This is a genomic window from Sphingomonas hylomeconis, assembly GCF_025370105.1.
Lineage (GTDB): Bacteria > Pseudomonadota > Alphaproteobacteria > Sphingomonadales > Sphingomonadaceae > Sphingomonas > Sphingomonas hylomeconis.
In genome coordinates this window covers 189,168-215,806 of sequence record NZ_JANQBK010000005.1, presented here as the reverse complement: position 1 = coordinate 215,806, position 26,639 = coordinate 189,168, and the positions used below count along the sequence as shown (strand labels likewise).

General features: G+C 67.0%; 17 protein-coding genes. 3 read left to right on the top strand and 14 right to left on the bottom strand.

Features of this window, described 5'->3' with window-relative positions:
- Window positions 1–3 precede the first annotated feature (3 nt).
- From NV401_RS09905 to NV401_RS09840, 14 genes are all read right to left on the bottom strand, one after another.
- Window positions 4–3,345 carry a cellulose biosynthesis protein BcsC gene (locus NV401_RS09905; protein WP_261294251.1) on the bottom strand — a complete coding sequence of 1,114 codons (3,342 nt, stop codon included), beginning with the start codon at window positions 3,343–3,345 and terminating at the stop codon, window positions 4–6.
- A complete protein-coding gene (gene bcsA, locus NV401_RS09900) occupies window positions 3,342–7,679 on the bottom strand; it encodes a UDP-forming cellulose synthase catalytic subunit (RefSeq protein WP_261294332.1) in 4,338 nt (1,445 codons plus the stop codon). Before bcsA ends, NV401_RS09905 begins: the two co-directional genes overlap by 4 nt.
- Before the next feature lie 26 nt (window positions 7,680–7,705).
- Entirely contained in the window at window positions 7,706–8,422 is a 717-nt protein-coding gene (locus NV401_RS09895) for a cellulose synthase operon protein YhjQ/BcsQ (protein WP_261294250.1), read from the bottom strand.
- Window positions 8,422–8,721: a hypothetical protein gene (locus NV401_RS09890; RefSeq protein WP_261294249.1), complete on the bottom strand. Its 300-nt coding sequence runs from the start codon at window positions 8,719–8,721 to the stop codon at window positions 8,422–8,424. Before NV401_RS09890 ends, NV401_RS09895 begins: the two co-directional genes overlap by 1 nt.
- A gap of 336 nt (window positions 8,722–9,057) precedes the next feature.
- Entirely contained in the window at window positions 9,058–10,191 is a 1,134-nt protein-coding gene (locus NV401_RS09885; RefSeq protein WP_261294248.1) for a CapA family protein, read from the bottom strand.
- Window positions 10,191–11,378: a CaiB/BaiF CoA transferase family protein gene (locus NV401_RS09880; RefSeq protein WP_261294247.1), complete on the bottom strand. Its 1,188-nt coding sequence runs from the start codon at window positions 11,376–11,378 to the stop codon at window positions 10,191–10,193. The genes NV401_RS09885 and NV401_RS09880 overlap by 1 nt, the downstream gene beginning before the upstream one ends.
- Window positions 11,375–12,556 (bottom strand): CaiB/BaiF CoA transferase family protein, encoded by a 1,182-nt coding sequence (locus tag NV401_RS09875; protein ID WP_261294246.1) that lies wholly within the window; start codon window positions 12,554–12,556, stop codon window positions 11,375–11,377. Before NV401_RS09875 ends, NV401_RS09880 begins: the two co-directional genes overlap by 4 nt.
- Window positions 12,553–14,919, bottom strand: a complete 2,367-nt coding sequence (locus NV401_RS09870; RefSeq protein WP_261294245.1) for a 2-hydroxyacyl-CoA dehydratase family protein — start codon at window positions 14,917–14,919, stop codon at window positions 12,553–12,555. The genes NV401_RS09875 and NV401_RS09870 overlap by 4 nt, the downstream gene beginning before the upstream one ends.
- A gap of 2 nt (window positions 14,920–14,921) precedes the next feature.
- Entirely contained in the window at window positions 14,922–16,175 is a 1,254-nt protein-coding gene (locus NV401_RS09865; RefSeq protein WP_261294244.1) for a CaiB/BaiF CoA transferase family protein, read from the bottom strand.
- Window positions 16,172–17,236 (bottom strand): TRAP transporter substrate-binding protein DctP, encoded by a 1,065-nt coding sequence (gene dctP, locus NV401_RS09860; RefSeq protein WP_261294243.1) that lies wholly within the window; start codon window positions 17,234–17,236, stop codon window positions 16,172–16,174. Before dctP ends, NV401_RS09865 begins: the two co-directional genes overlap by 4 nt.
- 1 nt (window position 17,237) lies before the next feature.
- Window positions 17,238–18,542, bottom strand: coding sequence for a TRAP transporter large permease (locus NV401_RS09855; RefSeq protein WP_261294242.1), 1,305 nt, complete (start codon window positions 18,540–18,542; stop codon window positions 17,238–17,240).
- Window positions 18,539–19,096, bottom strand: a complete 558-nt coding sequence (locus NV401_RS09850) for a TRAP transporter small permease subunit (protein ID WP_261294241.1) — start codon at window positions 19,094–19,096, stop codon at window positions 18,539–18,541. The genes NV401_RS09855 and NV401_RS09850 overlap by 4 nt, the downstream gene beginning before the upstream one ends.
- A gap of 125 nt (window positions 19,097–19,221) precedes the next feature.
- A complete protein-coding gene (locus NV401_RS09845) occupies window positions 19,222–19,650 on the bottom strand; it encodes a MarR family winged helix-turn-helix transcriptional regulator (RefSeq protein WP_261294240.1) in 429 nt (142 codons plus the stop codon).
- Complete coding sequence (locus NV401_RS09840) at window positions 19,643–20,671, bottom strand: aromatic ring-hydroxylating dioxygenase subunit alpha (RefSeq protein ID WP_261294239.1); 1,029 nt, start codon at window positions 20,669–20,671, stop codon at window positions 19,643–19,645. The genes NV401_RS09845 and NV401_RS09840 overlap by 8 nt, the downstream gene beginning before the upstream one ends.
- An 86-nt stretch (window positions 20,672–20,757) precedes the next feature.
- Here NV401_RS09840 and NV401_RS09835 point away from each other — a divergent pair, with 86 nt between their 5' ends.
- The 3 genes from NV401_RS09835 to NV401_RS09825 all read left to right on the top strand — a co-directional run bounded on the left by NV401_RS09835 (window position 20,758) and on the right by NV401_RS09825 (window position 26,565).
- Window positions 20,758–21,870, top strand: coding sequence for a 5-methyltetrahydropteroyltriglutamate--homocysteine S-methyltransferase (locus NV401_RS09835; protein ID WP_261294238.1), 1,113 nt, complete (start codon window positions 20,758–20,760; stop codon window positions 21,868–21,870).
- Between the two features lie 206 nt (window positions 21,871–22,076).
- Complete coding sequence (locus NV401_RS09830) at window positions 22,077–23,840, top strand: CocE/NonD family hydrolase (RefSeq protein WP_261294237.1); 1,764 nt, start codon at window positions 22,077–22,079, stop codon at window positions 23,838–23,840.
- 28 nt (window positions 23,841–23,868) lie between these two features.
- On the top strand, window positions 23,869–26,565 hold the full coding sequence (locus NV401_RS09825) for a TonB-dependent receptor domain-containing protein (protein ID WP_261294236.1): 2,697 nt from the start codon (window positions 23,869–23,871) through the stop codon (window positions 26,563–26,565).
- Window positions 26,566–26,639 lie beyond the last annotated feature (74 nt).

Genomic DNA, 26,639 nt, shown 5'->3' with positions numbered 1-26,639 from the left:
CATTCACTTGCCGGTTCCCAAGGTCTGGCGCAACTCGATGCTCGATCGATACTCGTCGTACGTGCCGAAGGTGTTGACGCTGGCAGAGGCGCCAATCCGCGTGTTGGGGCGGACCTTGTAGAACACCGAACCATCGGCGGAAAAGGCGAAGCCGGTGCTGCTCAGGCTGTCATAATAGGACCGGACGTCGGCGTTCTGTGCCTTCAGCGCGTCGAGCGTGGCCTGCGCGGCGGGGTCGGTCGGGTAGATCGGCGCGCGATCCTGTTCGTAACTCTGATAGCCGGGCGCAGCGCCCAGCTGGCCTTCCCATTTGGACGAGGTGTAATTGTAGCGCAGCGGCAGGCTCATGCTAAGGAAGCTCTGCGGGCTGAAATAGCCGCCATGGCCATAGGTGAAATAGTTCTGGTTGTTGTCGTACGACTGCCAGTTGAGGTTGAGCCCGCCGGTCAGCGTCGAATTGCCGTCGCGGTAGACCGCCAGGTAACCGCCGACATTGGCCTGGTAGCCCGTGTTGTTGCGCACGTTCACGCCGCGATAGCGATAGGCCGAGGCGTCGCCATAGATCCCGGTCCCGTCCTTGTCCCACGACAAGGACGCGCCGCCGCCGCTGCGCAGCACCTGGCCCCAGCGATCGCCGTTGCCGCCGTTGAACCTGCCGGATACCGGATCGCGCGTGCCGGCATAGGAGACGACGCTGTCGGTGACCGCTTCGCGCCGCACCCAGGCCTGGCCCGAGAAATTGGGCGAGAATCTCGGTTTCACGGTGATTCCGCCGACCACTTCGGTATCCTCGAAGCCGAGCGGGGTGGTGCCGATCTCGACGCGGAGCGCGCTGCTGTCGTAGGACGCGCCGACCGCCACGCCGGATGCGTGCTGCGTCTCGGCCTGGGTGAGTACCGATGGCAGCTTCGCGACGATACCCTGCGCTTCCGATGTCGCGTTGCGGCCGAACCGTGCCAGGGCCGAGCCGTCCGGACGGCCGGCATCGATCACCACCGGGCTGGCGGAGAGCGACACGCGCCCGCCGGCAAAGCCGGTCGAGACGCGCGCGGTGCCGGAAAGCTCGCGCAGTTCGCTCAGCCCGGTCTCGCCCGAGCGCGGCCGATAGCCGGTCTTGAGCTCGGCGCGGGGGCCACGATCGGTGGTCAGCGCGGCGATATCTCCGCGTAGCCGCGCCAATACAGGATCGCCGCCGGCCGCGGGGATTGCCTGGTCAGGGATGCCATAGGCCGCGGCGGTGCCGGTGGCCGGCGTACCGGCATAAGCGGGCGCGGTGGAGAAGCGCATCGCCCCGCCGGCGTTCGGCGCAGGAGTGATGGCGGTGCGGCTGCTGCTCAGCGCGAAGGGGTTGAGCATCGGCGCGGGCGCCGGCGCGGTCTGGCGGAACGGATTGGTGGCGGCCATGCCCGAGCCGAACGGATTGGCGCCGTCGATCCTGGTGCCGCCGCCGGAACGCGCATTGTAGGACGCCTCGGCACGGCGCAGATAGCGCAATGCCGCGCCGCGATTGCCGCGCGCCTGCTCCATCTGACCGGCGGCGGCATAGATTTCGTAATCATCGGGATAGGCGACGAGCGCGCGATCGACCGTGGCGACCGCAAGATCGTGATCGCCGGCCGCACCGGCACTGGCGATCAGGCCGGTCAGCGCGCCCTTGTCGCGCGGCTGGGTCGCCAGCACCATCTGGTAGGTCTGCGCGGCCTGCGCATTGAGGCTGCCCGACTGGTACAGGCGGCCCAAAGCGGCGAGAATATCGCTATTGCCGGGCGCACCGGCCCAGGCCTGCTGCAGCAGATCGAAGGCCTGCGCATTCTGACCCGCGCTACGCAACCGATCCGCCTGCGACGCGGCGGCGATGCCCTGCAGGCGGCCGACGACGAGCGTACCGTCGGCCGAGCCGCCGGCAGTGGCGCGGGCGCGGTCGATCGTCGCGTTGAGCGCCGCGTCCTGGCCGGTACGCGCGAGGATGCGGACGATCGGTTCATAGTCGCTGGCGCTGGTCGGCCCGGCACTTAGCGCGCGATCGACCAGCGGCGCGGCGCCCATCGGGTCGCCGAGCTCGTCGAGCGCGCCGGCGATGGTCGCCAAGGAGGCCGCACCAAGGCCGGGCGTGGTGCCGATCTGCCGCAGCGCGCCGGTCGCTTCCGCGGTGCGGCCTTGGGCCGCGATCGCCCGCGCGCGGACGATCGCGGCGTCGACCGCCATCTGCGCTTCGAAGCGGCGGATCGCGGGGGTGCGCTGCGCCTCCGTCAGCCGGCCGAGCAGGGATTGCGCCTGGGGCTGGCGGCCGACCTGATTGTGCAGCATCGCCGCGGCGTAGAGCGCATCGGCGCTGCCGATCGTCTGTAGCGACTGGATCATCGCGTCGGCTTCCGGAGTGCGGCCGCCGGCGATCAGGTAGCGGGCATATTCGTAGCGGATCCAGGGATCGGTTTCGGCGAGCAGCAGCCCGCGCTGGAATTGCTGATCGGCCTGCACGGTATCGCCGCGCGCGGCGGCCTGCAGCGCCTCGTCGCGCACGACGCGGCTCTGCAGCTGTGCCTCGCTGCCGGCGGCCGAACCGGCCTGGCGCGCCAGATCCGCAGCATCGGCATAGCGGCCCTGGCGTTCGTAGACGTCGGCGAGCAGTGCCAGCGCCGGACCACGCTCCTTGACCGGCCCGCGGGCGAGCGTTTCAGCATCGGCCTGCGCACCGGCCACATCGCCGCTGGCCAGCTTTGCGCGCGCCGCGTCGAGCCCGCCATAGAAGCGCGCAGAGGCAAGCGCCTCGGCCCAGCGCGCCGCATTGCCGCGCGTCGAGGCACGGGACAGCAGGTCGGTCGCCTCCTCGAAGCGCGACTGGCGCAACCGCACCAGACCCAGGCCGCCGGTCGCGTCGGCATCGTTGCGATTGCTCGCCAAGGCATTGGTGAACAGGCGATCGGCCTGGACGAGATCGCCGCCATCAAGCGCCCGGAACCCGCCGGCGCGGGCATCGCCGCCGGTTTCGCGCGCCGGCGTCGGCGCGCGTCTGACCGGCGTGGCGGGGGGCGTGGCGCTGCGCCGTGCCGCCGCCGGGGTGGGTCGTACCGTGCGAACGGGCGCGGGGGCGGATGACGGGGCCGCCGCCGCCGGACGCGCGGGTGCCGGCCCCGCCAGCGCGCGGCGCGCCTCCGCATTGGCGGAGTCGATCGCCAGCACGCGGCGATACGCGGCCCGCGCCAGATCGGCGCGGCCACGCGCCTGCCAATACCGGCCCTGTTGCAATAGCGCGTTGACGCCGGCGGTTTGCGCCTGGGCCCGGTCGGGGGCGGCGGTGCTCGCCATGGCGGCGATCAGCAGCGCCGTCGCTGGTCGACGGATCATGCGGGATTTCCTTGACGAAGACGGCGCCGTTGTTGGCGCATCAGCACGAGATAGAGCGGCCCGGCGAGCAGCAGCGCGACGAGCAGGCCACTCAGCGCCATCAACAATGGACGTTCGCTGAACCACCAGGCGACGCGCATCCACACCGGCAGCGAGCCCGACCAATAGGTCTGGCCGACCGCAAAGCTGCGCATGCGATCCCCGGTCAGGACCGAGAGATCGCCCTGGATCTGCGCGTTGATCTTTTCCTCCGCCAGCCCGTCCGCCAGACCGGGCAGGTCGGTGGGATCGGTGCTGAGCATCGCGACGACGGTACGATCCTTGTCGTAAGGCGACTGGAAGCTGGCAAAGCCGGTGAAGCGATTGGCGCTGGCCAGGAACGTGTTGGTCTCGGTGACGTCGCTGTCGCCATAGGGCGAAAACAAGCCGAACACGCGCTCGATCGGATTGCGCTCGGAGACCAGCAGGCGCCCGTTCTGCAGCTGGATCGGGGCGCCGGCGAACAATGTGCCGGCATTGCCGGCCTTGGGCAGGCCGATGACCAGGATGTCGCGATCGGCCAATTGTTCGCCGTCGACGGCTTGGGTAACGGTCAGCGCGGTCGCCGCCGCGCCGGTCGAATCACCGAAACGGCCCATCAGCGTCAGGAATGCCGCGACCGTGTCGGCGTCAGGCGCGGCACCGATCACGACGACGGTTTCGGCCAGATCCGGGCTGATCGTGAAGGGATAGCCGGCATTGGCGAAGCTCGCGAGGCTGGGCATCCGCAGCGCGTGATAGGCATGCGTCAGATCGATCGCGCTGGTCGGATCGATCGCGACGCGCACGTTATCGGGCAGCGTGCCTTCGCACCGTTTCTTGTTGGCGAGCACGAGATTGTAATCGAACACCAGCTCGTTCTGGCCGAACAGAGTGTAGCTCGGCAGTTCGATCGAAACGCGCGACTGGTTCGATGTCGCGCCGTCCTGGCCGCCGACCAGGCGTTTCCACCAGCTGTCGCCGGTCAGCGGCATGGTGCGGAGATATTGGTTGTTGATCGACACGTCGAGCCGCGAGCCGCGGCGATCGAGCCACGATGCCGATGGATAGCGGTAGCGCAGGTCGAGCGCGGCGCCGGTGCGCGGCCAGAAGAACAGATCGGGCGCGGTGCGGAAGCCGGCGGTGAGCGGACCCGGCGGCAGGCCGATGCCCTGCAGCGACGTCGGGGCGAGGATTTCGCCGAACTGCACCGCACGGTCGGAACGCAGCCAGCGCGGCGCGCCGTACCGCGGATAGGTCGGGATGCGCACGCCGTCGAACGCCGCGCTGGCGCCACCGGTGGTGCCGCGGCCGGTGGCCAGCGCGGCCGCCGCAAGCTGCAACTCGCGTTCGTCGCGGCCCATGATGACGAGCAGTTCGCCGAACGCGTCGGAGGGGTTGCGGATCACCATCGAGGACGGGCCGGCGACGGTCGGCGCGAAGCTGCCGATGCGCATGCCGGGGCGCAGGAAGACGATCGCATTGCCGCTAGGGATGCGGCCATAGCTCGGCTTGAAGCTGAAGCCGCGATAGCTGGCGAGGCGCCCGAACCACGACGCGACGCCGGCCGCCGCCTGCAATTCGCCGTTGGTCGGCGCGCTGGCGAAGACAAACGGCAACGTGAGCGGGAGGTTCGACGATCGGTCGAAGAACGGCGCCGGCAGTCGGGCGAGATCGGGGACGATCGGCAGCGTCTGGATCGTCAGGTCGAACGCCGAGCGGGTATTGCTGATGTTCGCCCATAGCGAGCTGTGGAACGGATCCTCGCAATCGCGCGTGTAATGGCCGACGAGACGCAGGTTGAGCTGGTTGTCGCCGGGCAGGAACAGCGCCGGATTGACCGCGATCGCGACGCGCTGCCCGGCGGCGCGATCGGGGGTGAGCCGCAGCGTCTGCACCGCTTCGCCGTTCAGGATGACGACCAGCTGGCTGAGATCGCCGAGCATCGCCGGCGACCAGGCCAGCGTCAGCGTGAGATTGGCATTGGTGACGACCTCATTGCTGCGCAGGCCGAACGGGATCGAGATTTCGCCGCGCGTGCCGCCGAGGCGCACCGCGGAGCGCACGCGCAGATCGCGGAACGTGAGCCGTTCCTGGCGCGAGCCTGCGCCAGAGGGGGTGGCGTCGCTTGCCGTGGTGGCGCCCGAGGTGGGGGCGGCTTGCGCCTGCGCCGCTTGCGGTGCCAGGCCGGTCAGCAGCAGCGCCGCCATCAGGCCGACGACGCCGGCGGCGACCTTTGGCGTGGCGGTGAGACGCGCGCGCTCGCGGCGACGCTCGGCGCGGTTGAGCCGGAGCAGGCGCTTGAGCGTCATCACATCGACGCCCAGGATGTCGCGCAGCGAGCGCAGCGTCGAGACCGGCTGGCGCGGGGCATCGGGCTGCCACGCGTCGTTGCGGCCCATCACCGCGCGGACGAGCTGACGTTGCTGCAGCAAATCGAGTTCCCGGAAACGCATCGTGGCGATCCTGCCGGTCATGCGCAGCGTTTCGACAGGAAGGGTGAGCGTCTCGTCCCCCATCGGCAGTGCGACATGCGTCACCTGGCGATCGGCGAGCGACACGTTGGCGGGGGCGGTGATGCCGAGACCGCCCATCGATATGTCGATCGTCTCGGCCGTGACGACATGGCCGTCGCCGAAATACAGGGTCGCCGGCAGCTGCGCGGGGATGCGAATATGTTCGCGCGTCTGGCGCGTTTCGCGGCCCACCGACACGGCGGCGAGCAGGATCACCAGGCTGAACACAGCCCAAACGGTGTTGAGCAGCAATGTATCGCCCTGAATGTTGAAGAGATGGGGGAAGAACAGGTATTTCACCGCGGCGAACAGGATGCCGAACACCACCAGCCCGATACAGATCAGATGCGGCCGAACGATCGCGAGATCGAACTGCGTCTGATCGAGCAGCTGGCCCTTGTCGGTCACGTTGAACTTGCCGCCATGCGGGCGGAACAGCGTGAACAAGGTCGGCTTGACGAGGTGGAAGGCCAGGATGGTCTCGTACACTTCGCCCCAGAACGGCCGGCGATCGCCACCCTGCAGGCGGCCGCCCGAGATTTGCGAACACACGAGATGCGCCGCGGCGTAGGCGAAGATCATCGGCGCAGAGGCGCGGATGATGTTCTGGCCGAAGATCAGATAGGCGAGCGGGCTGGTCAGGAACACGATCCTGGGCAGCGGAAACTGGAAATGCAGCATGGCGTTGAGGTAGCAGAGCCGCTGCTGCAGCTTGAGGCCACGGCCGAGCAGCGGATTGTCGATGCGCAGGATCTGCGACATGCCGCGCGCCCAGCGAATACGCTGGCCGATATGCACGACCAGGCGCTCGGTCGCGAGGCCGGCGGACAGGCGCATGCCGAGATAGGCGGTCGACCAGCCCATGCGCTGCAGGCGGAGTGCGGTGTGCGCGTCCTCGGTTACCGTCTCGAACGCGAAGCCGTCGGTATCGGCAAGTGCCGCCCGCCGGATGATCGCGCACGAGCCGCAGAAGAAGGCGGCGTCCCACAGATCGTTGCCGCGCTGCACCGCGCCGTAGAACAGATCGCCTTCGCCCGGCAGATCGCGCACCGTGCCCAGATTGCGCTGCACCGGATCGGGTGAATAGAAATGATGCGGGGTCTGGACCAGGGCGAGCTTTTCCTCGCGCTGGAACCAGCCGACCGTCATCTGCAGGAAGCCGCGCGTGGGGACGTGATCGCAATCGAAGATCGCGATCAGCGAGCCTTCGGTGCGCGACATGGCGGCGTTGAGATTGCCGGCCTTGGCGTGGTTGTTGTCCGAGCGGGTGATATAGCCGCAGCCGACCGATCGCGCGAAGGCGCGGAATTCGGGGCGCTTGCCGTCGTCGAGCAGATGGACCTGGAAGCGCTCGTGCGGATAATCCATGTCCTGCGCCGCGAGCACGGTGGTGCGGACGATATCGAGGCCTTCGTTATAGGTCGGGATATAGACGTCGACGGTCGGCCATTGGTGCGGCTCACCCTGGATTTCGACTGCCTCGCGCTCGAGCGGCCACGCAGTCTGCAGCACGCCGAGCGCGAGGATGACCCAGGCATAGAGCTCGGCGAGATACAGGCCGAAGCCAAGCGCCCCACCGAGCGGGTTTTCGAATTCCAACGTCGCGGTGGTGCGCCAGAAGATGTAGCGCGTGGAGACGATCAGCGAAAGAATCGCCAGGACCAAGGTCGTCCGGTGCGACGCCGAGCGGCTGAGCAACAGCGCGGCGGCGATCGTGACGATCGCGAACATCCATTGGGCATTGAGCGCCAGCGGCACCGTGACGACGATCAGCGCGAGCGCAATCGCCAGCGCGATCATTGCCGCGCCGGGGAGCGTGGCGAGCTTCACTGCGGCAACTCGACGGTCGCGCTCAGGCCGCAGCGTGCTTCGACCGCGATCGCCAAAGCGGTGAGTTCGGGTAGCACCACGCTCTGCGGCGCATGTTTGGCGATCGATTTGAACGAGGCGAGCGCCTCGTTGACCGCCTCGTCGCGCCGGATCGTGGCAATCAGATTGTCGCCGAACAATTCGCGCAGGAAGATCTGGCTGTGGCGCGACAGCTTGAGCGTGTCGTCGGCCTGGTTGAGCACGAAAGCGGTGCGATCGAGCTCGATCGCCGGCGTGCCCGGCTGGACCTTGGTCAGCGCGGCGAGCGAGGCCGGGCGCGGCATCAGCGTGCACAAATGCAGCGCGGCATGCGGCAACAGGCTGTTCTTGATCAGCAGATCGGCCGAGGAAATGTCAGCAACGACGATGCGATCGTCGGCGAAGGGGGATTCCCCGGGTCGCGACAGAACGCGCAGGAAATTGGGGTTTTGCGCGACGGACCAGCCGGACAGCAGTTCGACGCCGTCGACGATGACCCCGGCGCCGGGCGCGCCGCCCATTGCCGGCACTTCCTGCGCGGGCGGCAGGCCGAAGAACAGCTTCAGCGCATCGGCATGGCAGAAATCGATCGCGGTGACGTCATGCCCCCGGGCTGCAAGGCCCAGCGCGAGGTGCGCCGCAAGAAAGGTCGTGCCGACCCCGCCGGTCGGCGCGTGACAGATGAGCAGCGGCATCAGCGATCTCCGGCCGGGTCGCCGGACAATTCCGTCAGAAACGCATGCAGGCTGCCGCGCACCGGCTCGTCGCGTGCCGGCCGTGGATCGGCCTCGGCATAGCCGGCCAGGAAGGCGGCATTGCCGGTCGGGATGCTGGGCTCGATCGCCAGCTCGACACGGCCAACGACCCGCTCATCGGCGAGCAAGGCGGCAAAAAGCGGCCAGGGTTCGAGATCGGCGATCGGATCGGCGAACTGCCTGTAGCGGAAATCCCCCCGGCCCAATTTTTCCAGCAATGCTGTAACGTCCCGACGCATTGCCCGAATCCTAAATCAATATCCTAGATTAATCATCGGCCCTAAACGCTAATAGATCGTGAGGCTTGGATAAAAGACGGCGGTCGGAAATAAATATCGTTGCCGTCACAAACCGCTTCAACGACGAAAATTGATCTTGCCATCACCGCGAGATATTTCGGCAGAACGGGGGGCGGCAGGGCGATCGTGTAGAACGCGCTAACCTTGGATTTGGGTCAGGCCCCGTCGGTGTCAGATGCGCGATCGGGTCCAGCCTCCGCGAGGAGTCCTGCAACAGGCGAACGGGGCGACAAATCGGCTTCTTCGAGTGCCGAGGAACGTGAACTCGCCTGGGTTTCAGGAAGCAAAGCCGTTGAACTGGGTGCGGCATCGGACCAGTCGTATACCGTCTTCGGTCATTGCCAGCTTCGGCAGGGCGGCGCGCTCGGTGATCTCGTCGATATAGGCGGCCACCCGTGCGCGTGCCGCACCCATGGCCACGACGGGGCGGCCCGGCGGTTCGATGAAGATCGGGATATAGCCGATGTCGAGCGCGCCATCCGGCCGCCAGCGGATCGACCCGATCATGCCGTTGACCGCCTCCGGATGAAACGGCGCCAGCGTGTAGGCAGGATCGGGGACAAAACCGAACATCCGCTTACGGCGTTCGACCCATGCCGCACGGGCGGGATGATCCTGACCCGGGCTGAGCGCGTTCGTCACGACCACGCCGTTGCCGAGGCCATGATAGATCGGCCGATCGCGGTAGATCTCGATCCCGCGCACGATATGCGCATGATGCCCGACGACCACGTCGGCGCCGGCGTCGATCGCGGCATGGGCCAGCGGCCGCTCATAGGGGGCGAGTTCTGCCGGCCGGTGGGTGATGCCCTTATGCAGCGCGACGATCACCAACGTATCCGGTCCGCGCACTGCAGCGATCGCGGCGGCCATGGCGGCCGCAGACGCCGGATCGATCTCACGCAGATCGGCCTGGGGACGCGTGGGGCCGCCATCCACGGCGCGCACCGACACATAGGCGCTGCCGGCGCGGGTCTCGGTTGCCCAGGAGATTTCGGGGCCGACACAATTGTAGCTCAGCAGCACGACGCGGCGGCCGTCACGCTCGATCCATGCCGGCGCCGTGGCCGCGGCCAGCGTCGCGCCGGCGCCGCTATGGGCGATACCGAGCCGGTCGAGTTCGGCATTGGTGTCGGCGATGCCCTCCGCGCCGCAATCGGCGATATGGTTGCCGGCCATCGATACGGCATCGATCCCGGCGCGGGCCAAAGCCGCGAGATGATCGGGATCGGCGCCGGGGGCGGGAACGTCGCCGACCAGTTCCGTCCCGCGCCGCGTGTGCGGCACTTCGAGGTGGCCGATCGTGACGTCAGCCGCTCGGGTGACGTCGGCAATGCCGGACAGCCAATGATCCGGATCGGGCACATCGAGGATGATGTCGCCGAGCAAAGCGAGATCGAGCGCGCGCATCAGATCGCGCCGGTCGAGCGCAACGCGTCGATCGCCGCAGGATCGTAGCCCAGATCCGCAAGGACCGCATCGGTATCCGCGCCGAGCGTCGGCACGCGGCGCGGTGTTGGCGGCCGATCGACCGCGAAGCCGGTGCCGACGGTGGCCAGCGGCCGATCGAAACCGGGCAGATCGACCTGTTCGATCAGTCCGCGATCGACCATGTGCGGATGTTCGACCGCCTGACCGACATCCCGGATCATCGCCGCCGGCACGCCGGCCGCGGTGAGCCGCAATTCGAGATCGGCAGCGGCCTCCCGCGACAGGCGGTCGATCAACCAGGCCCGCACCGCGTCGTAATGTGCGACCCTGGCGGCGTGGTCGCGAAAGCGCGGATCGTCACGCAAGTCGGCTGCGCCGAGCACGTCGAGCAGCTTGGCGACCTGATGCTGGTGGTTGGCGCCGAGCGCGATCCAGCCATCGCCCGTGGGATAGAATTCCGCCGTCGCCACCATGCGATAGCCGCGGTTGCCGATGCTGGCGGGCGGCTGGCCGGTATAAGACTGCACCGCCACGCTGGGGGCGATCAGCTTGAGCGCGGCATCGAGCATCGCAACGTCGAGATGCTCGCCCTTGCCGGTCGCGTCGCGCGTGCGCAGCGCCGCGAGCAGCGCGATCACCGCGAGATAGCCGCTGAACGAGTCGACGATCGGCATGCCGATCTTGACCGGGCCTAGCGGCGTGGCGTTCATCGCCGCAATGCCGGACATGGCTTGCGCGATATGGTCGTAGGCGCCCCAATCGCGCAACGGCCCGTCCTGACCGAAGCCGCTGATCGACAGGGATATCAGCCGCGGGTTGATCACATCCAGCCGATCGCGTGGGAAGCCCAGGCGTGCGAGCACGCCGGGGCGGAAATTTTCGACCAGAATGTCGGCGCGCTCGATGAGGCGCGACAGGATCGCGCGGCCATCGTCGCTCTTGAGATCGAGCGTCACCGAGCGTTTGCCGGCATTGATCGCGGCGAACGGGATGCTCATCAGCGGCAGACCGGCATGTTCGGTATAATGACGGAAATCGTCCCCCTTGACCGGCGGTTCGATCTTGATGACGTCGGCGCCGAGATGGACCAGCATCTGGGTGCAGGTCGGCCCCGAAATGGCGTGACTGAGATCGACCACGGTGATGCCGGAAAGAGGCGGTATCACCGGCGGTCTCCCGAGAAGGCGCCGTCGCGCTCCAATGCGGCACGATCTTCGGCGTCGAGCCCAAGCTCCGCGAAAATCGCGTCATTGTCGGCGCCGGGCGGTCCGGCCGGGCGGGGCGGGACCGGGGGCGTGGCGCTCAGGCGGAACGGCGTGCCGATCTGGCGCACGGTGCCGCCCGGACCGTCGAGATCGACGGCCATGCCCCGGGCGCGATTGTGTGGATGGTCCAGCGCTTCGGCCGGCGACAGCACGGGCATGGCCTGCGTATCGGCGGCGGCGAGATGTTCGACCCAATCGTCGCGCGTCCGGGAACGGAAAATCGCCTTGAGCTCCTGCTCCATCGCCGGATGCGCCGCGACGTCCATGCGCAACGGTTCGAATTCCGGCCGGCCGATCGCGGCGCAGAAGCGGGCCCAATAGGCTGGCTCCATATCGGTCGTGCAGATCCAGCCGCCGTCGGCGCATTGCCATACGCCGCCCTTGGGCTGCCAGGCCCCGGTCGGCGGGGGCAAAGCGGCGGGGTTGTCCGTGCGTCCGAGCGTGACCATCAGCAGTGGCATCGCCGCGTCGGTCATGGCGACATCGACATGCTGGCCGACGCCGCTGCGCTCGCGCGCCTGTAGCGCCGCCAGCGTCGCGATCGTGGCATGCGTGCCGGCCAGCACGTCGGCGACCTGCAGCCCGGGCATCGCCGGATCGGGCAGGCCGTTCAGCCGCGAGAGCGCGCCGGCCAGCGCCAGCGCCGCAGGATCGTGGCCAGCGCGATCGGCGAGCGGCCCGGTCTGCCCGGCGAAGGACACCGAGCAATAGATCAGCCGGGGGTTGAGCGCGGCCATATCGGCATAGCCATAGCCCATCGCCGCGAGCACGCCGGGGCGGTAATCCTCGATCAGGATATCGGCGTCGGCGATCAGGCGGTGCAATACGTCGCGCGCTGCCGGGCTGCCGGGATTGATCAGCAGGCTGCGCTTGTTGCGGTGATAGGTCGGGCGTGCGCGGGCCTGCGCGGCGGCGGTCGGATCGGCGTTCGCGCCGAACATCTGCGCGTGCTTGGCCAGTTCGCGCGGATGCTCGATGCGGATCACGTCGGCGCCGAGATCGCCTGCAATCCAGCTGACATAGGCGCCGGGCAGAAAGCGTGAGAAGTCGACGATCCTCAGCCCGGCGAGCGCCGTCACGCCGCCGTTCCCCGCCGCCTTGCGGCCAGCAGGCTGGCCGGCCCCTCGATGAAGGCGGTGATGCGATCGTGCAACGCGCCGGCATCGTCTCCGGCAAGCGCGAAATTGTCGACACCCAGTTCGAGCACGGGGATCCCGGCCGCGACCAGGGCGCGCACGACGAACGGATCGGCATCGTCGAGCGCTACCGCGCCATCGACCTGATGCGTCTGCGCCTCGTGCACGTGCCACGGCGCGGCCCAGCTCGGCATGCGCAGTTCGTCGCCCATTGCCAGGAACCGGGCGGCAAGGGCGCGCAGCGGATCGCGGCCGCGATCGAAGTGGCGGATATAGCCATCGGCGGCGAGCCCCAGATACATCGACCAGACAAATACCGCGCCGTGGCTCTCCTCCCAGCGCTGATAGAAGCCCATGTCGCTCCACATGCCGCGCCCGACGAACATCAGCCGCACGCGCTCGTCCGGTACGACCGACGCGCCGTCTGCCACGCGTTGCGCGACCTCTTCGTAGAACGCCTTGGCGGCGTCGCGCGCCCATTCGGTGCCGCGGTGCCATTGCGGCACCATCGTCGCCGGCATCGAATCGACGATGCCGATCGGGGCGGGGATGGTCCGCGCGATGAGATCGCGGGTGCGCCGGTAATAGTCCTCCTGCTCGTTGACGAGATGCATCACGGCCTCGAATCGCGTCGGCTCGAACAGGCGGCCGGTTGCCGCTTCCAATTGCGCGATGACGTCGCGGAGTTCCGCGGTCAGCAAGTCGATCCGCGCGGGCTCCAGCGCCGTGTCCCAGCCGTCGGGCAGATCCTCCCACCAATTGGTCGCGATCGTCCATTGCGGATCCACCGTGCGCTCGTAGAGATAGGCCGCGGCACCGGTCTCCTCCGCCCAGTTCGAAAAGATCCCTGCCGTAGCGTCGCTCGATAGCACCGCATGGACGAAATCGGGCTTTGGCAGGCCGCCCCACGGTGCCTGATCGGGATCATCGTCGAACCATGCTGCCAGCCCCTGGGCGCTATACGGCTCGACATTGGCGGGATAGCCGTGCGTGCGGAGCAGCCCAAGGTAACGACGCGATTGCTGCTTGGCGGCGACGATGGAGGCCCACCACTGATTGACGACGAACGGGATATCAAGGGCGCGAAGGATTTCCTGCGGCGCATTGGCGTTGACGACGGCGAACGGCTCGCCTTGCGCGCTTCGCGCACGGACGTCGGCGAACCATTCACGCTGGTAGGTGCCGAACCCGGCCAGCGAGGTCAGCGACTTGCGGCTGCGCGTCGCATCGGCGGCGCGGGGCGGGCGGGCCGGGGCAGGGCGGGGCGGCTTTGGTGGCGGCGCTGGCAGCGACCTGCCGGCAAGGAAGGCGGCGATATCGTCGAGCGCGGCATCGGTCGTGGCCAGGAACGGCAGCCGGCCGTCGACCGCCCGGCGAATCGCGGCCGCGCTCCAGGGGGCCGCTTCGTCGCTACCGATCGTCAGGTGCAGGATGTGCGTCGCCTCGCAGGCGGCGGCATCGGCCACCACACGGGCGGCGATCTCGCTTGGTGGCGTGACCGCGCTCGGACGGCGGACGGCGGGGTCGGCGGGGTCGCCGCCTTCCAGCGCGCGCCTGCCCCAATCATGGTCCTCGCCGACGATCGTCGCGCCCAGCGCCTCGATCGCGGCATAGAGTCGCGCATCCTCGTGCGGGCTGCCGACGACATAGATACGCGGCCCATCGCGGCTAGGGCGATCCGCCGTATGCGACAGTGCAGCATCGGCCGTCGCCGCATCCACCGCGCAAAGGCCGCCGATCGCCTTCAGCATCATTGTGCCCGACAGTCGCGCAGGAACCGCGCGGCGCTGGGCATCGAGCGGCTGCAGCTTTCCGGTATCGGCATCGGGCAGCGCCGGCCCCGTGCCGAGCGCGCGCAACCAGGTATCGAGCTCGGCGAGCCGGACGCTATTATAGTCGCGCGTCGTCTCGCGCGGCAGATGGCCCAGATCGATCAGCGCGATTGGCGGCGGGCTGACATCGCCGAGGCGCGCGAGATCGCGGATCGTGGCGAATACCTGCACCAGTTCGGCATCGGCGCTGGTGAACAGCACCGGCACCGCGCCTGCTGTCGGATCGAGCAGTGTCTCGAGCACGGCGCGCCCGCGCGGTCCCAAGCCCTTCTGCCCCATGATCGCATCGGCGCGCGGCGTCGCGCCAAGCGTCGGCGCGAGCCGTACCGGCTGATAACCCGCCGCCAACAGCCGTTCGCGGGGTGCATCGGCGCCGATCGTCCGGATGATGCGCCGCCCGGCCGCCAGCGCGGCGCGCGCGATCGCGTCCGGATCGTCATAGGCGGCGAGCAGCGGCGCTAACGGATCGGGCACCATCAGATCGTTCCGGTCCGGTGCAACGCTGCGATGCGCTCCTCGGAATAGCCGAGGATGTCGCGGTAGATCGACGCATTATGCTCACCGATCGCAATCGGCATGATGTCGTCGAAACCGGTATGCGCGGCGGAGAATTTGATCGGCACGCCGACCGAGCGGAGCTTGACTTCCGACGGGTAGGACGGGTGCGCCACCGCCACGGTCTCGCCGCGTGCAACCACGCGGGGATCGACCAGCGCCTCCTCGGGATGGCGCACCGGCGCGACCGGCACGCCTTCCGCTTCGAGCAGGGCGACCACTTCCGCGGTGGGCAGGGTGCGCGACCAGGCGTTGATCGTCGCCTCAAGCATTTCGGCATTGGCAACGCGCGCGTCGCGGGTCGCGAAACGCGGTTCGTCGCCGAGTTCCGGCTGACGCATGGCGCGGAACAGGCCCTGGGCCAGTTTCTCGTGCACCGCGACGATGGCGACATAGCCGTCGGCGCATTGAAACACGCCGAACGGCGACAGGCGCTGCACCGTCAGCCCGGTGCGCGCCTCCATCCCGGCGGAGGCCATCGCCGCCCAATTCTCGATCGCCACGAACGAGGTCAGCGCGCCGAGCATCGAAACGTCGACATGCTGGCCTTCGCCGGTGCGATGCCGCTGCTCGATCGCCGCGAGAATGCCGATCACTGCGAAGACCGGCGCCAGCATGTCGGCGATCGGCACTCCGATGCGGACCGGCGGATGGCCCGGCTCCCCGCTGGTATACATCGCGCCGGACAGGGCCTGGATGATCACGTCCATGGCTTTGCCGCCGTCGGTGGCATCCGCACCGAACCCGCTGAGCGAGCAATAGACGATCCCGGGATTGACCGCGCGGGCAGCGGCGTAACCGACGCCCAGGCGATCCGCGGTGCCGGCGGTGAAATTCTCCATCACGATATCGGCATTGCGCACCAGATCGGCGAACACTTCGCCCGCGCCCGGATCCTTCAGGTTGAGCGTGACGCCATATTTGCCGCGCGCGCGGGTCAGATGCGAGATCGAGATATCGTCGTCATGGCGTTTCTCGACGACCACACCGTCGCGCCCGACATAGGGGCTGTTGTCGCGTGCGAGATCGCCGCCGCGCGGATCCTCCACCTTGATGACCTGCGCGCCCAATCCGGCGAGCAGGAGGGTGCCGTACGGCCCGGCCAATGCGCGGGTCAGATCGATGACGCGCAGCCCTTCGAGCGGCCGGGTGGAATCGGGAGTGGATGACGTCACGAATTGCTCTCCTGTGCGCCGCCGGGGGCGCAGCGGCGCGACGCGCCGCCATTGATCATGGCCTGGGCCGCCGCGAGGACGGGTTCGGCATCGATATCGATGGTCTTGATGCGGCGGGCCTGGCTGGTCGCGTCGCGCGTATACAGTGCGTCGAAGCGCGCCTGTTCGGCGGCGGGCAGCGGATGGAAGCTGATGCCGTTGCTCTGGCCGAACGAGATGCCGGCGATCTCAGCCGCCTGGAGCTGGCGGTTGAGCGCCTCCTCCCATCTCGGTTTGGACCGCAGCAGGAGCGCCTGCATGTCGGGCGGCAGCCGTCGCCACGCGCGATCCGAGATGGCGCGCGCCGGATAGGCGCCACGGCTGAACCGGATCGTCGTGAAATGCTTAGCGACCTCGGAGAAGTGCAGGCTCTTGATCGTGTCGGCCGGCGCCACCACGCCGTCGATGACGTTCTTGGCCAGCGCCGAATAGACTTCTCCCATCGGCATGTTCACCGGATCGGCGCCCAATTGCTTCAGCACGTCGATCGCGTCGCTCTGCGCGCGCAGGCGCAGCCCCTTGAAATCGGCCAGCGTGCGGATCGGCTTGTACCGCGTCAGCACGCCGGGAAAATTGCCGCCCTGGACCGCGAGCACGTGCAAGCCTTCGAGTTCCTTGCCGAAGCCGGGGAAGCGCGCGGCCAGGCAGTCATACACGGCGACCTGTTCGTTGATGTCGCGCACGCCGCCATAGAAGCCGGATTGCACGCGCAGCAGATGCGCGCCGCCGCGGGCATAGATCGGCGTGATCAGGCCGATATCGGCAACGCCGTGGCGTATCTCCTCCATGCTCATGTCGGCCGACAGCAGGGCGCCCGACCAATAGGGCCGGAAGGCGATCTTTCCGCCGCTTTGCGTGCTGACCAGCGTCATCCATTCGATATCGGCACGGCTAAACGGATGGGTCGGCGGATAGGGGCTGGCGAAGGTCAGTACATAGGGCGCCGTAGTGTTGCTCGTCGCGGGCCCGCAGCCGGCGAGGAGCAGTGTCGCAGCGGCGGCGATCAATTTGCGGAACTTCATCTCATACTCCCGCAATGCCCGGCAGCCACAAGGTCAGCGCCGGAACGGCGATGAGCAGGGCCAGATGCAGGAAATCGGCGACCAGGAACGGCACGATGCCGCGGAAGATCGCGCCGAGCGGAATATCCTTGCCGATGCCCTGGATGACATAGACGTTGAGCCCGAGCGGCGGGTGGACGAAGCCGATCTCCATCGTGCGAACGAGGAAGATGCCGAACCAGATGGGGCTGTAGTGCAGCTCGAGCGCGATCGGCAGGAAGATCGGCGTGGCCAGCAGCATCAGCGCCAGTCCGTCGAGGAAACTCCCGAGGACGAGCAGCAGCAGCGCCATCGCGCAGATCGCCAGCACCGGGCTGGCGTGCATCTCGCGCACCGTCGTCGCCATCAGATCGGCGATGCCGGTGACGCTGACGAAGGTCGCGAACAGGATCGCGCCGATGATGATGATATAGATCATCCCGGTGGTGCGCAGCGTGTTGGTCACCGCCTCGCCGATCAGCCGGCGGTTGAAGGCGCCCCGCACCGCGCACAGCCCGAATGCCGCCACGACGCCGACCGAGGCGGCTTCGGTCGGCGTGAACCAGCCGATCATCAACCCGCCGATGACGAACGTGATCAGCACCGCGATGTCGGCGATCTTGCCCAGGCTGCGCAGGCGATCCGCCCAGCCGACCCGGGCGGAGCGCGGGCCCAGTGCGGGGCGGAAGTGGCACAGAATGGTGATCGCGGCCATGTAGAACAGGGCCTGGGTGAGACCGGGAACGATGGCGGCGGCGAACAATTTGCCGATCGACTGCTCGGCGATGATGCCGAACACGATCAGCGCGCCCGACGGCGGAATGAGTGCGCCGAGCGTGCCCCCGGCGGCTAGGGCACCGGCGGCGAAGCCCGGCTGATAGCCGGCACGGCGCATTTCGGGCAATGCCGCCGAGCCGACCGTCGCAACCGTCGCCAGGCTCGATCCGCTGATCGCGCCAAACCCCGCACAGCCGGCGATCGATGCCAGCGCCAGCCCGCCACGGCGATGCCCGACGAAGCGCGCCGCGACGTCGAAGAAATCGCGACTGGCGCCCGCCGCAAAGCACAGATGCGCCATCAGCAGGAAAAGCGGCAAAACGCCCAGCTCGTATTTGGTGACGACTTCGAAGGCGACGACGCCGCCCTTGATCACCGCCGCTTCGGGCGAAATGAGGATGGCGATCCCCGCCAGCCCGACCGCGCCCAGCCCGATGCCGATCGGCACGCCGAGCGTCAGCAGGATGAGCAATGCGGCGATGCCGAGAAAGCCGATCAATTCTGGCGTCATTGCGTGCGCCGCGCAACGGCTTGCCACGCAAAGATGACACTGACGATCAACAAGGTGGCGGCAAAAATCGCCCGCAGCACGCGGAACGGGATATGCAGCAATTCGGAACGCTCGTGCGCGTTCCACAGATCGGACAGCAGCCATAGCGCGCCGATCAGCAGGACGGCGACGATCATCGCCGAGACGGCACTGGCGAGCCGCGCCAGCAACGCGGCACGGCGCGGCGCCAGCCGTTCGGTCAGGATATGTACGGCCGCATGGTTGCGTTCCAGCGTCGCCAGCACGATCGCCGACGACGCGAGCAGCACGATCATGGTCTGCACGATCTCGATCGAGCCCAGCAGCGAGAAGCCGGTATGGCGGCCAAGCACGGCGATCGCATCGGTCGCCATCGCCCCGAGCAGGCCAATGCTCCCCAGCACGACGGCGATCGTCGCCGCCGCAGATCTGGGCGGCGCGCGATCCGCAGCGGGCGTGCTGCCAGTGTCGGCGTTGTTATCCATCACTCTCCCCGGCACGTCGTTGCGGCCGTGATCGCCAGCGCCTTGAGGCATATAGTCTGATTTACAGATAGTTTGTCAATACACCAATCCTGGCTGGCTGATGGTATGGCTGCGGCAGGAATTGGCGACGCCGCCGCATCGTGGCGGTCGTCGCGATACGACCGCTACCGCCCATGTCAGCCGTAGATACGCTCGAGGAGACGCGCGAGGGTCTGCACCTCGCGCGCGGTGAAATGCGCTCTCAACCAAGCTTCATGGCCGTCGATCGCGGCCTTCGCGGCGCGCAATAGCTGCTCGCCGTCCTGCGTCAGGTGGAAGCCGATCCGGCGTGCATCGGCGCCGGCGCGCTCGCGTTCCAGCAGCCCGCGCTTTTCCAGCGCGTGCACGATCGCCATCGTCGTCGCCCGGTCCATCTGCAGCGTGCGCGCGAGATCGGTCTGGGCGATGCCCGGAGCGTCGTGCGCCAGCCACAGGACCGAAACCTGCTTCTGCGTCAGCCCGAGATGGGCGCAATGTTCGGCGAAGTGCCGCTGGACCGCCCCATGGGCCAAGCGGATCCGCAGGCCCAGGATGTCGTCCAGCGGACCGCGGCCGCCGTCACCCATCCACCAGTTCCGCACTCGCCAGGCGCGTGATGATCGCACGCGCCCGCACGCTGCCTTGATCGATCGAATAGCCGCGCAGCTTCATGTCGGGGTTCGCGGTCATCGATTTCTGCTGCGCCTCCAAAACCGCGACGTCCTCGTCGAATACCTGGCCTTGCTGCGCCTTGAACCGCGCGGTGAAGCCGGCATCCTCGATATCGAAGTTACGCGCCATGCCCCAGAAATAATGCGTGGTGCCGTCGGTTTCCGGCGTCATCGCATCGATCACCATGCCGCGGACACCCTGGTCGTGATGATCGGGCGTCGCGCCGGAGCCAACCGGCGCCACGCCGACATCGATCAGCACGTTCGACGGTTCCACGAAATGGCAGATCTGCCAGCGATCGACCAGGCAATCGGTGCGCAGCGCATCGCGCCAGAAGGGCGGGGGTTCGATCCCCGGCATCCAGCGCTGCACGCGGACGGCTACTCCATCGACGATCGTCTCGATCGGCGTCTCATTGATTTCCTGCTGCCCGATCGAGCCCTGATGGACATAGGTTTCGTGGCTGAGGTCCATGAGATTGTCGATCACCAGACGGTAATCGCAGGCGATGTGATTATAGCCGCCGTCGAACGTCCAGCCCGGGGCGCTGCACGGCCAGAAGTCGGGGATCGTCGCCGGGTCTGCCTTTGCCGCCTCGCCGATCCACACCCAGACGAACCGGTGCTTCTCGACCACCGGATACAGCGTGGCGCATACCGCCTTGGGGACCTTTTCGGACTTGATCGGCATTTCCGTGGCGGCGCCGTCCGGTCCGATGAGCAGGCCATGGTAGCGGCAGCGGATCGAATCGCCTTCCTTGAAGCCCATCGACAGCGGCAACAGCCGGTGCGGGCAGGCGTCGCGCATGGCCACCACGGACCGGTCGAGCTTGCGGTACAGCATTACCGGTTCGCCACAGATCGTCCGGGCGATCGGCGTACGGTCGACTTCGCTATCCCATGCCGCGACATACCAGCGATTGGTGATCCAGGTCATCTCTATCTCCCGCATCGTCGGCTTGAATACCGCGTGATTTGTAAGTAGCACGTACAGATAATCGCGAGTCAAGAGGAGAGAATAGAATGGCGTTTCCCCCGTTTCGTGCAGATCATGTCGGCAGTTTCCTGCGCCCCAAGGCGCTGATCGACGCACGTAGCCAATTCCAGGCGGGCGATATCGACGCCGCCGCGCTGCGCCGCGTCGAGGACGAGGCGATCCGGGATATCGTCGCCTTCCAGGAGGGGCTGGGCCTGCGCGGGATTACCGACGGGGAGTTCCGGCGGACCTATTTCCACACCGACTTCCTGTTGCAGCTCGATGGCGTCGAAGAATCCGGCGGCACGCAGGTGCATTTCCATCGCCATGGCGGCGAGGAGCTGTCCTACGCCCCGCCGGTCATGAAGATCACCGGCAAGATCGACCATGCCCGGCCGATCCAGCGTCAGGATTACGAGTTCCTGGCCAGCGTTACCTCGGCCACCCCGAAAGTAACGATCCCGTCGCCGACCATGCTGCATTTCCGTGGTGGTCGCGATGCGATCGACGCGGCGGCCTATCCGGATCTCGATCAATTCTACAGCGATCTGTCCGCCGCCTATCGCGCCGAGATTGCCAGCCTGGCCGATGCCGGCTGCCGCTATCTGCAGCTCGATGACACGAACCTCGCCTATCTGTGCGACGACACGCAGCGCGCCAATGCCCGTCAGCGCGGCATGGATCCGGACGAATTGCCGCGCCTCTATGCGCGCATCATCAACGATGCGATCCGCGATCGCCCCGCCGACATGGTCGTCTGCGTGCATCTGTGCCGCGGCAATTTCCGGTCTTCCTGGGCCGCGGAGGGCGGGTACGAGCCGGTCGCCGAGGTGCTGTTCAACGAACTGGCGATCGACGGTTATTTTCTCGAATATGACGATCCCCGCTCGGGAGATTTCGCGCCCTTGCGTCACGTGCCCAAGGACAAGACGGTGGTGCTCGGCCTGGTCACGACCAAGCTTGGCGAACTGGAAGATGCGGACCTCATCAAGCGGCGCATCGACGAAGCGGCCAAGCATATGCCGCTCGACCAGATGGCCCTGTCGCCGCAGTGCGGCTTCTCGTCCACCGTGCATGGCAACGACATCGCCGTTGAGCAGCAGCGCGCGAAAATGCAGTTGGTGATCGACGTCGCGCGCGACGTTTGGGGCGACGCATAATCGGCCGGTCGGCCTGACGGGGGCGGTGTGCGTGTACCGCTTGCCCGCCCCCTCAGGCCGACACGGCACCATCCCCGTGCCGCCCGCATGGCTGAAACAAATTCGAGAACTTCTGTAACAAAGATAGTTGTCATCTATAACTAAACGTGTTTTACATCATAACAATCCCGGCAGAGACCGGCATGATGTGAGAGGGTTTAGGGCCGATGACAGCGCAGACGTATCATCGCCGGCTCGCCCTGACGGTCGCTGCGGTCGCGCTGTTGGGCAATGCCCTGCCACCGGCCAGCGTCACCGTGCCACCGTTGGCAGCAGAGCGGAGCGATCCCGATCTTGTACGTGAATCGCTCTACGTGCCCGTGCGGGATGGCACGCGACTGGCGGTCAATATCTACCGGCCGGTCAAGGGCAACCGCGTCGTCGATACGCCGCTGCCGATCGTCTTTGCCTTCACCCCCTATCGGGCACGCTATATCGACAAGGACGGCAAGCTCGTCGATCTGTTGGATTCGCCGGTGTTCGGGCTCCGCGCCCTCGTCAAAGCGGGCTTTGTCGTCGCCACGGCCGATGTGCGCGGCAAGGGCGCGTCGTTCGGCGCGCGGCGCGGTTTCCTCGATCAGACCGAGGCGCGTGATGGCCATGCGTTAATCGAATGGCTGGCGAAGAAGCCGTGGTCCAACGGCAAGGTCGGCATGGTCGGCTGCTCCTATCTCGGCGGTTCGGCGATGCTCGTGGCGGGCACGCTGCCGCCGTCGCTACGCGCGGTATTCGCCGCTGCCACCGATCTCGATAAATACAGTTTCGTGCGCAACGGTGGCATCACCGGGCAGTTCAATACCCGCCCGGACGAGCCGTCGGAGGTCGATCTCGCCAGCGTCCCGGTCGATGCCGATCGGGATGGTGCGCTGCTCAGGGCGGCGGTGGCCGAGCATGATGGCAACACGCCGATGGCGGCTTTGTGGTACGGCATGCCCCATCGGGACGACATCTCACCGCTGACCAAGACACGGTTCTGGGAGGAGGTCGGCCCCTATACGCATCTCAAGGCGCTGCAGAGCCCGCAGCTTGCCTGGCTGTTGTGGAGCAATTGGGAGGACGAGCCGACCGAGCAGATGATCCTCGCCGCCGCGAATCTGAAGTCGCGGATCTTCATCGGCCCGGGCAGCCACTGCGCACCGCCAACGGTGTTCGATATCGTCGCCGAACAGAAGCAGTTCTTCGATCATTACCTGAAAGGCATCGACAACGGCTTCGAGCGCGGGCCGCGGGCGTCGTGGTACAGCGAGACGCCCGGCAAGGGCGCGGGCGCCGGCACGATGGTACATTCCGATACCTTGCCGGGCGTGGGCGTTCCGCGGTTCCCGCTCTACCTTGCCGGTTCGCGCGGCATCGCGGCGACGCCTAGTGCCTCGAGCAAAGTGCCGTTCACGGTCGATTACGATGTCGGGCAGGGCGAGTATTTCTCGTTCTGGCCGCCGTCGCAGGAGGGCAGGGGACTGAGCTTCACCAGCCCCCCGCTGGCGCAGGATGCGGCGATGACTGGCTATCCGATCGCGCATATCACCACCGCGCTCGATCGACCGGACGCCAATCTGTTCGCCTATCTCGAGGACGTCGCTCCCTCGGGCAAGGCCTATATGGTCTCGTTCGGGCGACTGGCGGCCTCGCACCGCAAACCGGGCCGTGCGCCTTATGATCGGCTCGATCTGCCGTACCATTCGGGTTTGCGCGCCGACGCTTTGCCGATGGTGCCCGGCAAGGCAGCCGAGCTCGCCTTCGCGATGGTGCCGCGCGCCTTCACCTTCGCGGCCGGCCACCGCCTGCGGATCACGCTGACCGGGGCCGATCCACGCCAACGCAATCTCAGCGCCATCAAGCAGACCCCGCCGCCGGTCTTCACCGTATCGACCGGCGGCACGGCGGCATCGCGCATCGACATTCCATTCACAACGAAACCGACGTTCCGCTGACAGGCGGACGCACAAGGGGAGGTATATCATGATCAACCACAAGGCCCGGATCGCTTCGGGCGTCGCGCTGACGGCACTGCTCTGGGCAGGGGCGGCAACCGCACAGCAAACCACGCCCGCCGAGACGACCGAAGCGCCCGATGCCGGGCCGACGGTCAACCAGGAACCGGCCACGGCCGACATCATCGTCACCGGCAGCCGCGTGCGCGGCGCGGCGCCGGTCGGCTCGACCGTCATTTCACTGGGTCGCGAAGACGTTGTCGCGTCCGGGGCGGTGACCACCGACCGCCTGATCAAGCAGATCCCGCAGGTCTTCGACCTCGGCGTCAGCGAGAATTCGCGCGGCCAGTCCGGCGGCAACGGCAACATCTCCTATGGCAATAGCGTCAACCTGCGCGGCATCGGCCCCTATGCGACGCTGATCCTGGTCGACGGGCATCGCGCGGTAAACAACAGCCGCGCCTTCGATCCGTCGGTCATTCCCACGATGGGCCTGGAACGCGTCGAAGTCGTCGCCGACGGCGCCTCGGCGATCTACGGATCGGATGCGGTGGCGGGCGTGGTCAATCTCATCCCGCGCCGCTCGCTGGACGGCATCGAGGCCACGGCGCGCTACGGCTTTGCGGACGATTTCAACGAATGGCAGGTCGGCGCCGCCTTTGGCCACAAATGGAGCCAGGGCCAGATCATGGTCGCGATGGAGCATGTCTATCGCTCGAACCTGAACGGCAGCGATCGCAGCTACTTCCGCTCGGACCAGCGCGGCTCGGGTGGCGGCGACTATCGCGTCACGCGCTGCAACCCCGGCACGATCACCGCCAACGGCATCAATTATGCAATTCCCGCGGGCGGCGTGACGCAGGCGACCGCCGCATCGCTGGTGCCGGGCACGGCCAACCGCTGCGACGATATCGTCGGCCAGGATCTGTTCCCGGAACAGCAATATGACTCTGCGAACATGACCTTCACGCAGGAATTGGGCGACCGTGTCACCGTGTTCGCCGACGGCTTCTATTCGTACCGCAAGTTCCTGCGCCTGCCGGGCTTTCCCAGCGCATCGCTGAACGTGCCGCAGACCAACGCCTTCTTCGTACGACCGGCGGGGTTCACCGGATCGAGCTATACGCTTGGATACAATTTCCAGAACGATCTGTTCCGCGCCCCCAACCGCGGCAGTGCGGAAAATTACCAGATCTCGCCGGGCGTGCGGGTCAAGCTGTTCGGCGACTGGCAGGCCGAGGGCGTCTACAGCTACGGGCGCGGCGACGACCAATCCGATTCGTTCTACGGCATCAATAATGCCGCTTTGAACGCGGCGCTGGCGAGCAACAATCCCGCCACCGCGTTCGACCCATATGGCCAGGGCCGAACGTCCGCGGCCACGCTGGCGGCGATCTACGATCAGGTCTTCCTGGCGCCGACGCTCAATCGCTTCACCGGGTACGAGGCGCGGCTCAACGGGTCGCTGTTCCACCTCGGCGGGGGCGACGTGAAGCTCGCGGCCGGTTATGAAGGGCAGGAGATCCAGACGATCCTCGGCTCGGCACGTGGCGCGCGCGGCACGTCGATCGCCTATCGTCATTTCGAGCGGCGGGTCGATTCGGCCTATGCCGAATTGCTGGTCCCGCTGTTCAGCGCGGAGAACAGCATTCCCGGTATCCGGCGGCTCGATCTCGACGCGGCCGTGCGATATGACAAATATAGCGACGTCGGCAGCACGACGAACCCCAAGTTTGGCGTGAACTGGTCACCGGTTCGGGGGCTGACGTTCCGCGGCAGCTACGGCACGTCCTTCCGGGCGCCGTTGATCTCGCAGATCTACGGCAATTCGAACAATTTGTTCGTCCAGACCTATCAGAATCCGGCTGGCGCACCGATCACCGGCGTCGCCCTGTCGGGCGCCAATCTCGGCCTGCGTCCGGAAGAGGCGCAGACCTGGTCGGTCGGTGCCGATCTGGAACTCGGTCGGCTGCGCGTGAACGCCACCTATTTCAACGTGGAATATACCAACCAGGTCGATTCCTATCTGTCCGATCTGGCGATCCTGTCGCGCGAAGCGCAGTTCGCCGGCACCGGCATCATCCTGCGCGGAGCGGCCGCCGCGGCGCGCGTCGCGGAACTGCAGGCACAGGGGATCAACGTGGTCGGCGCGCTGCCTGGCGGCAATGCCAGCAACGTCTCGCTGTTCGTGGATGGGCGGAATAACAATCTCGGCCGGTCGAACACCGAAGGCATCGATCTGGTGGTTAATTACACCGAGCCCACCGCCGCGCTGGGGACGTTCGGGATCAACCTGAGCGGCACGTTCCTGACCCGCTACGAAGTGTCGATCACCGAGGCGGCACCTGCGGTCGATCGCCGCAACACGATCTTCTTCCCGCTGAAGTTCAAGGCACGCGGCAGCCTGACCTGGGATCTCGATCCGTTCCGCGCGCAGCTGACCGCCACCCATGTCGGCGGTTACCGCAACAATGCCGTAACGCCGTTCGAAAGCGTGAAGAGCTATACGCCGATCGATTTCAGCATCGCCTGGACGATCGGCAACCAGGGCGGCAACAGCGTGCTGGACAATACGACGCTGGGCGCCGAGGTGCGCAACGTGTTCGATATCGACCCGCCCTATGTCAATCTGGCGCCGTCGGGCAATGGCAGCGGCGGATACGATGCCACTGCCGCCAGCCCGATCGGCCGCCTGATCTCGGTCTCGTTGCGGACGAAATTCTGATCCATGCGGCGCGTGGTCCGGCCGGATCACGCGCCGCCGCGGCGCCGACCCGCATCGTGCCGATCAGTTGATAA

Excerpts from the sequence above, each read along its gene's own strand:
- NV401_RS09905 (WP_261294251.1), bottom strand. The coding sequence starts at position 3,345 with ATGATCCGTCGACCAGCGACGGCGCTGCTGATCGCCGCCATGGCGAGC.
- bcsA (WP_261294332.1), bottom strand. The coding sequence starts at position 7,679 with ATGATCGCGCTGGCGATTGCGCTCGCGCTGATCGTCGTCACGGTGCCG.
- NV401_RS09895 (WP_261294250.1), bottom strand. The coding sequence starts at position 8,422 with ATGCCGCTGCTCATCTGTCACGCGCCGACCGGCGGGGTCGGCACGACC.
- NV401_RS09890 (WP_261294249.1), bottom strand. The coding sequence starts at position 8,721 with ATGCGTCGGGACGTTACAGCATTGCTGGAAAAATTGGGCCGGGGGGAT.
- NV401_RS09885 (WP_261294248.1), bottom strand. The coding sequence starts at position 10,191 with ATGCGCGCGCTCGATCTCGCTTTGCTCGGCGACATCATCCTCGATGTG.
- dctP (WP_261294243.1), bottom strand. The coding sequence starts at position 17,236 with ATGAAGTTCCGCAAATTGATCGCCGCCGCTGCGACACTGCTCCTCGCC.
- NV401_RS09855 (WP_261294242.1), bottom strand. The coding sequence starts at position 18,542 with ATGACGCCAGAATTGATCGGCTTTCTCGGCATCGCCGCATTGCTCATC.
- NV401_RS09850 (WP_261294241.1), bottom strand. The coding sequence starts at position 19,096 with ATGCCTCAAGGCGCTGGCGATCACGGCCGCAACGACGTGCCGGGGAGA.
- NV401_RS09845 (WP_261294240.1), bottom strand. The coding sequence starts at position 19,650 with ATGGGTGACGGCGGCCGCGGTCCGCTGGACGACATCCTGGGCCTGCGG.
- NV401_RS09840 (WP_261294239.1), bottom strand. The coding sequence starts at position 20,671 with ATGACCTGGATCACCAATCGCTGGTATGTCGCGGCATGGGATAGCGAA.
- NV401_RS09835 (WP_261294238.1), top strand. The coding sequence starts at position 20,758 with ATGGCGTTTCCCCCGTTTCGTGCAGATCATGTCGGCAGTTTCCTGCGC.
- NV401_RS09830 (WP_261294237.1), top strand. The coding sequence starts at position 22,077 with ATGACAGCGCAGACGTATCATCGCCGGCTCGCCCTGACGGTCGCTGCG.
- NV401_RS09825 (WP_261294236.1), top strand. The coding sequence starts at position 23,869 with ATGATCAACCACAAGGCCCGGATCGCTTCGGGCGTCGCGCTGACGGCA.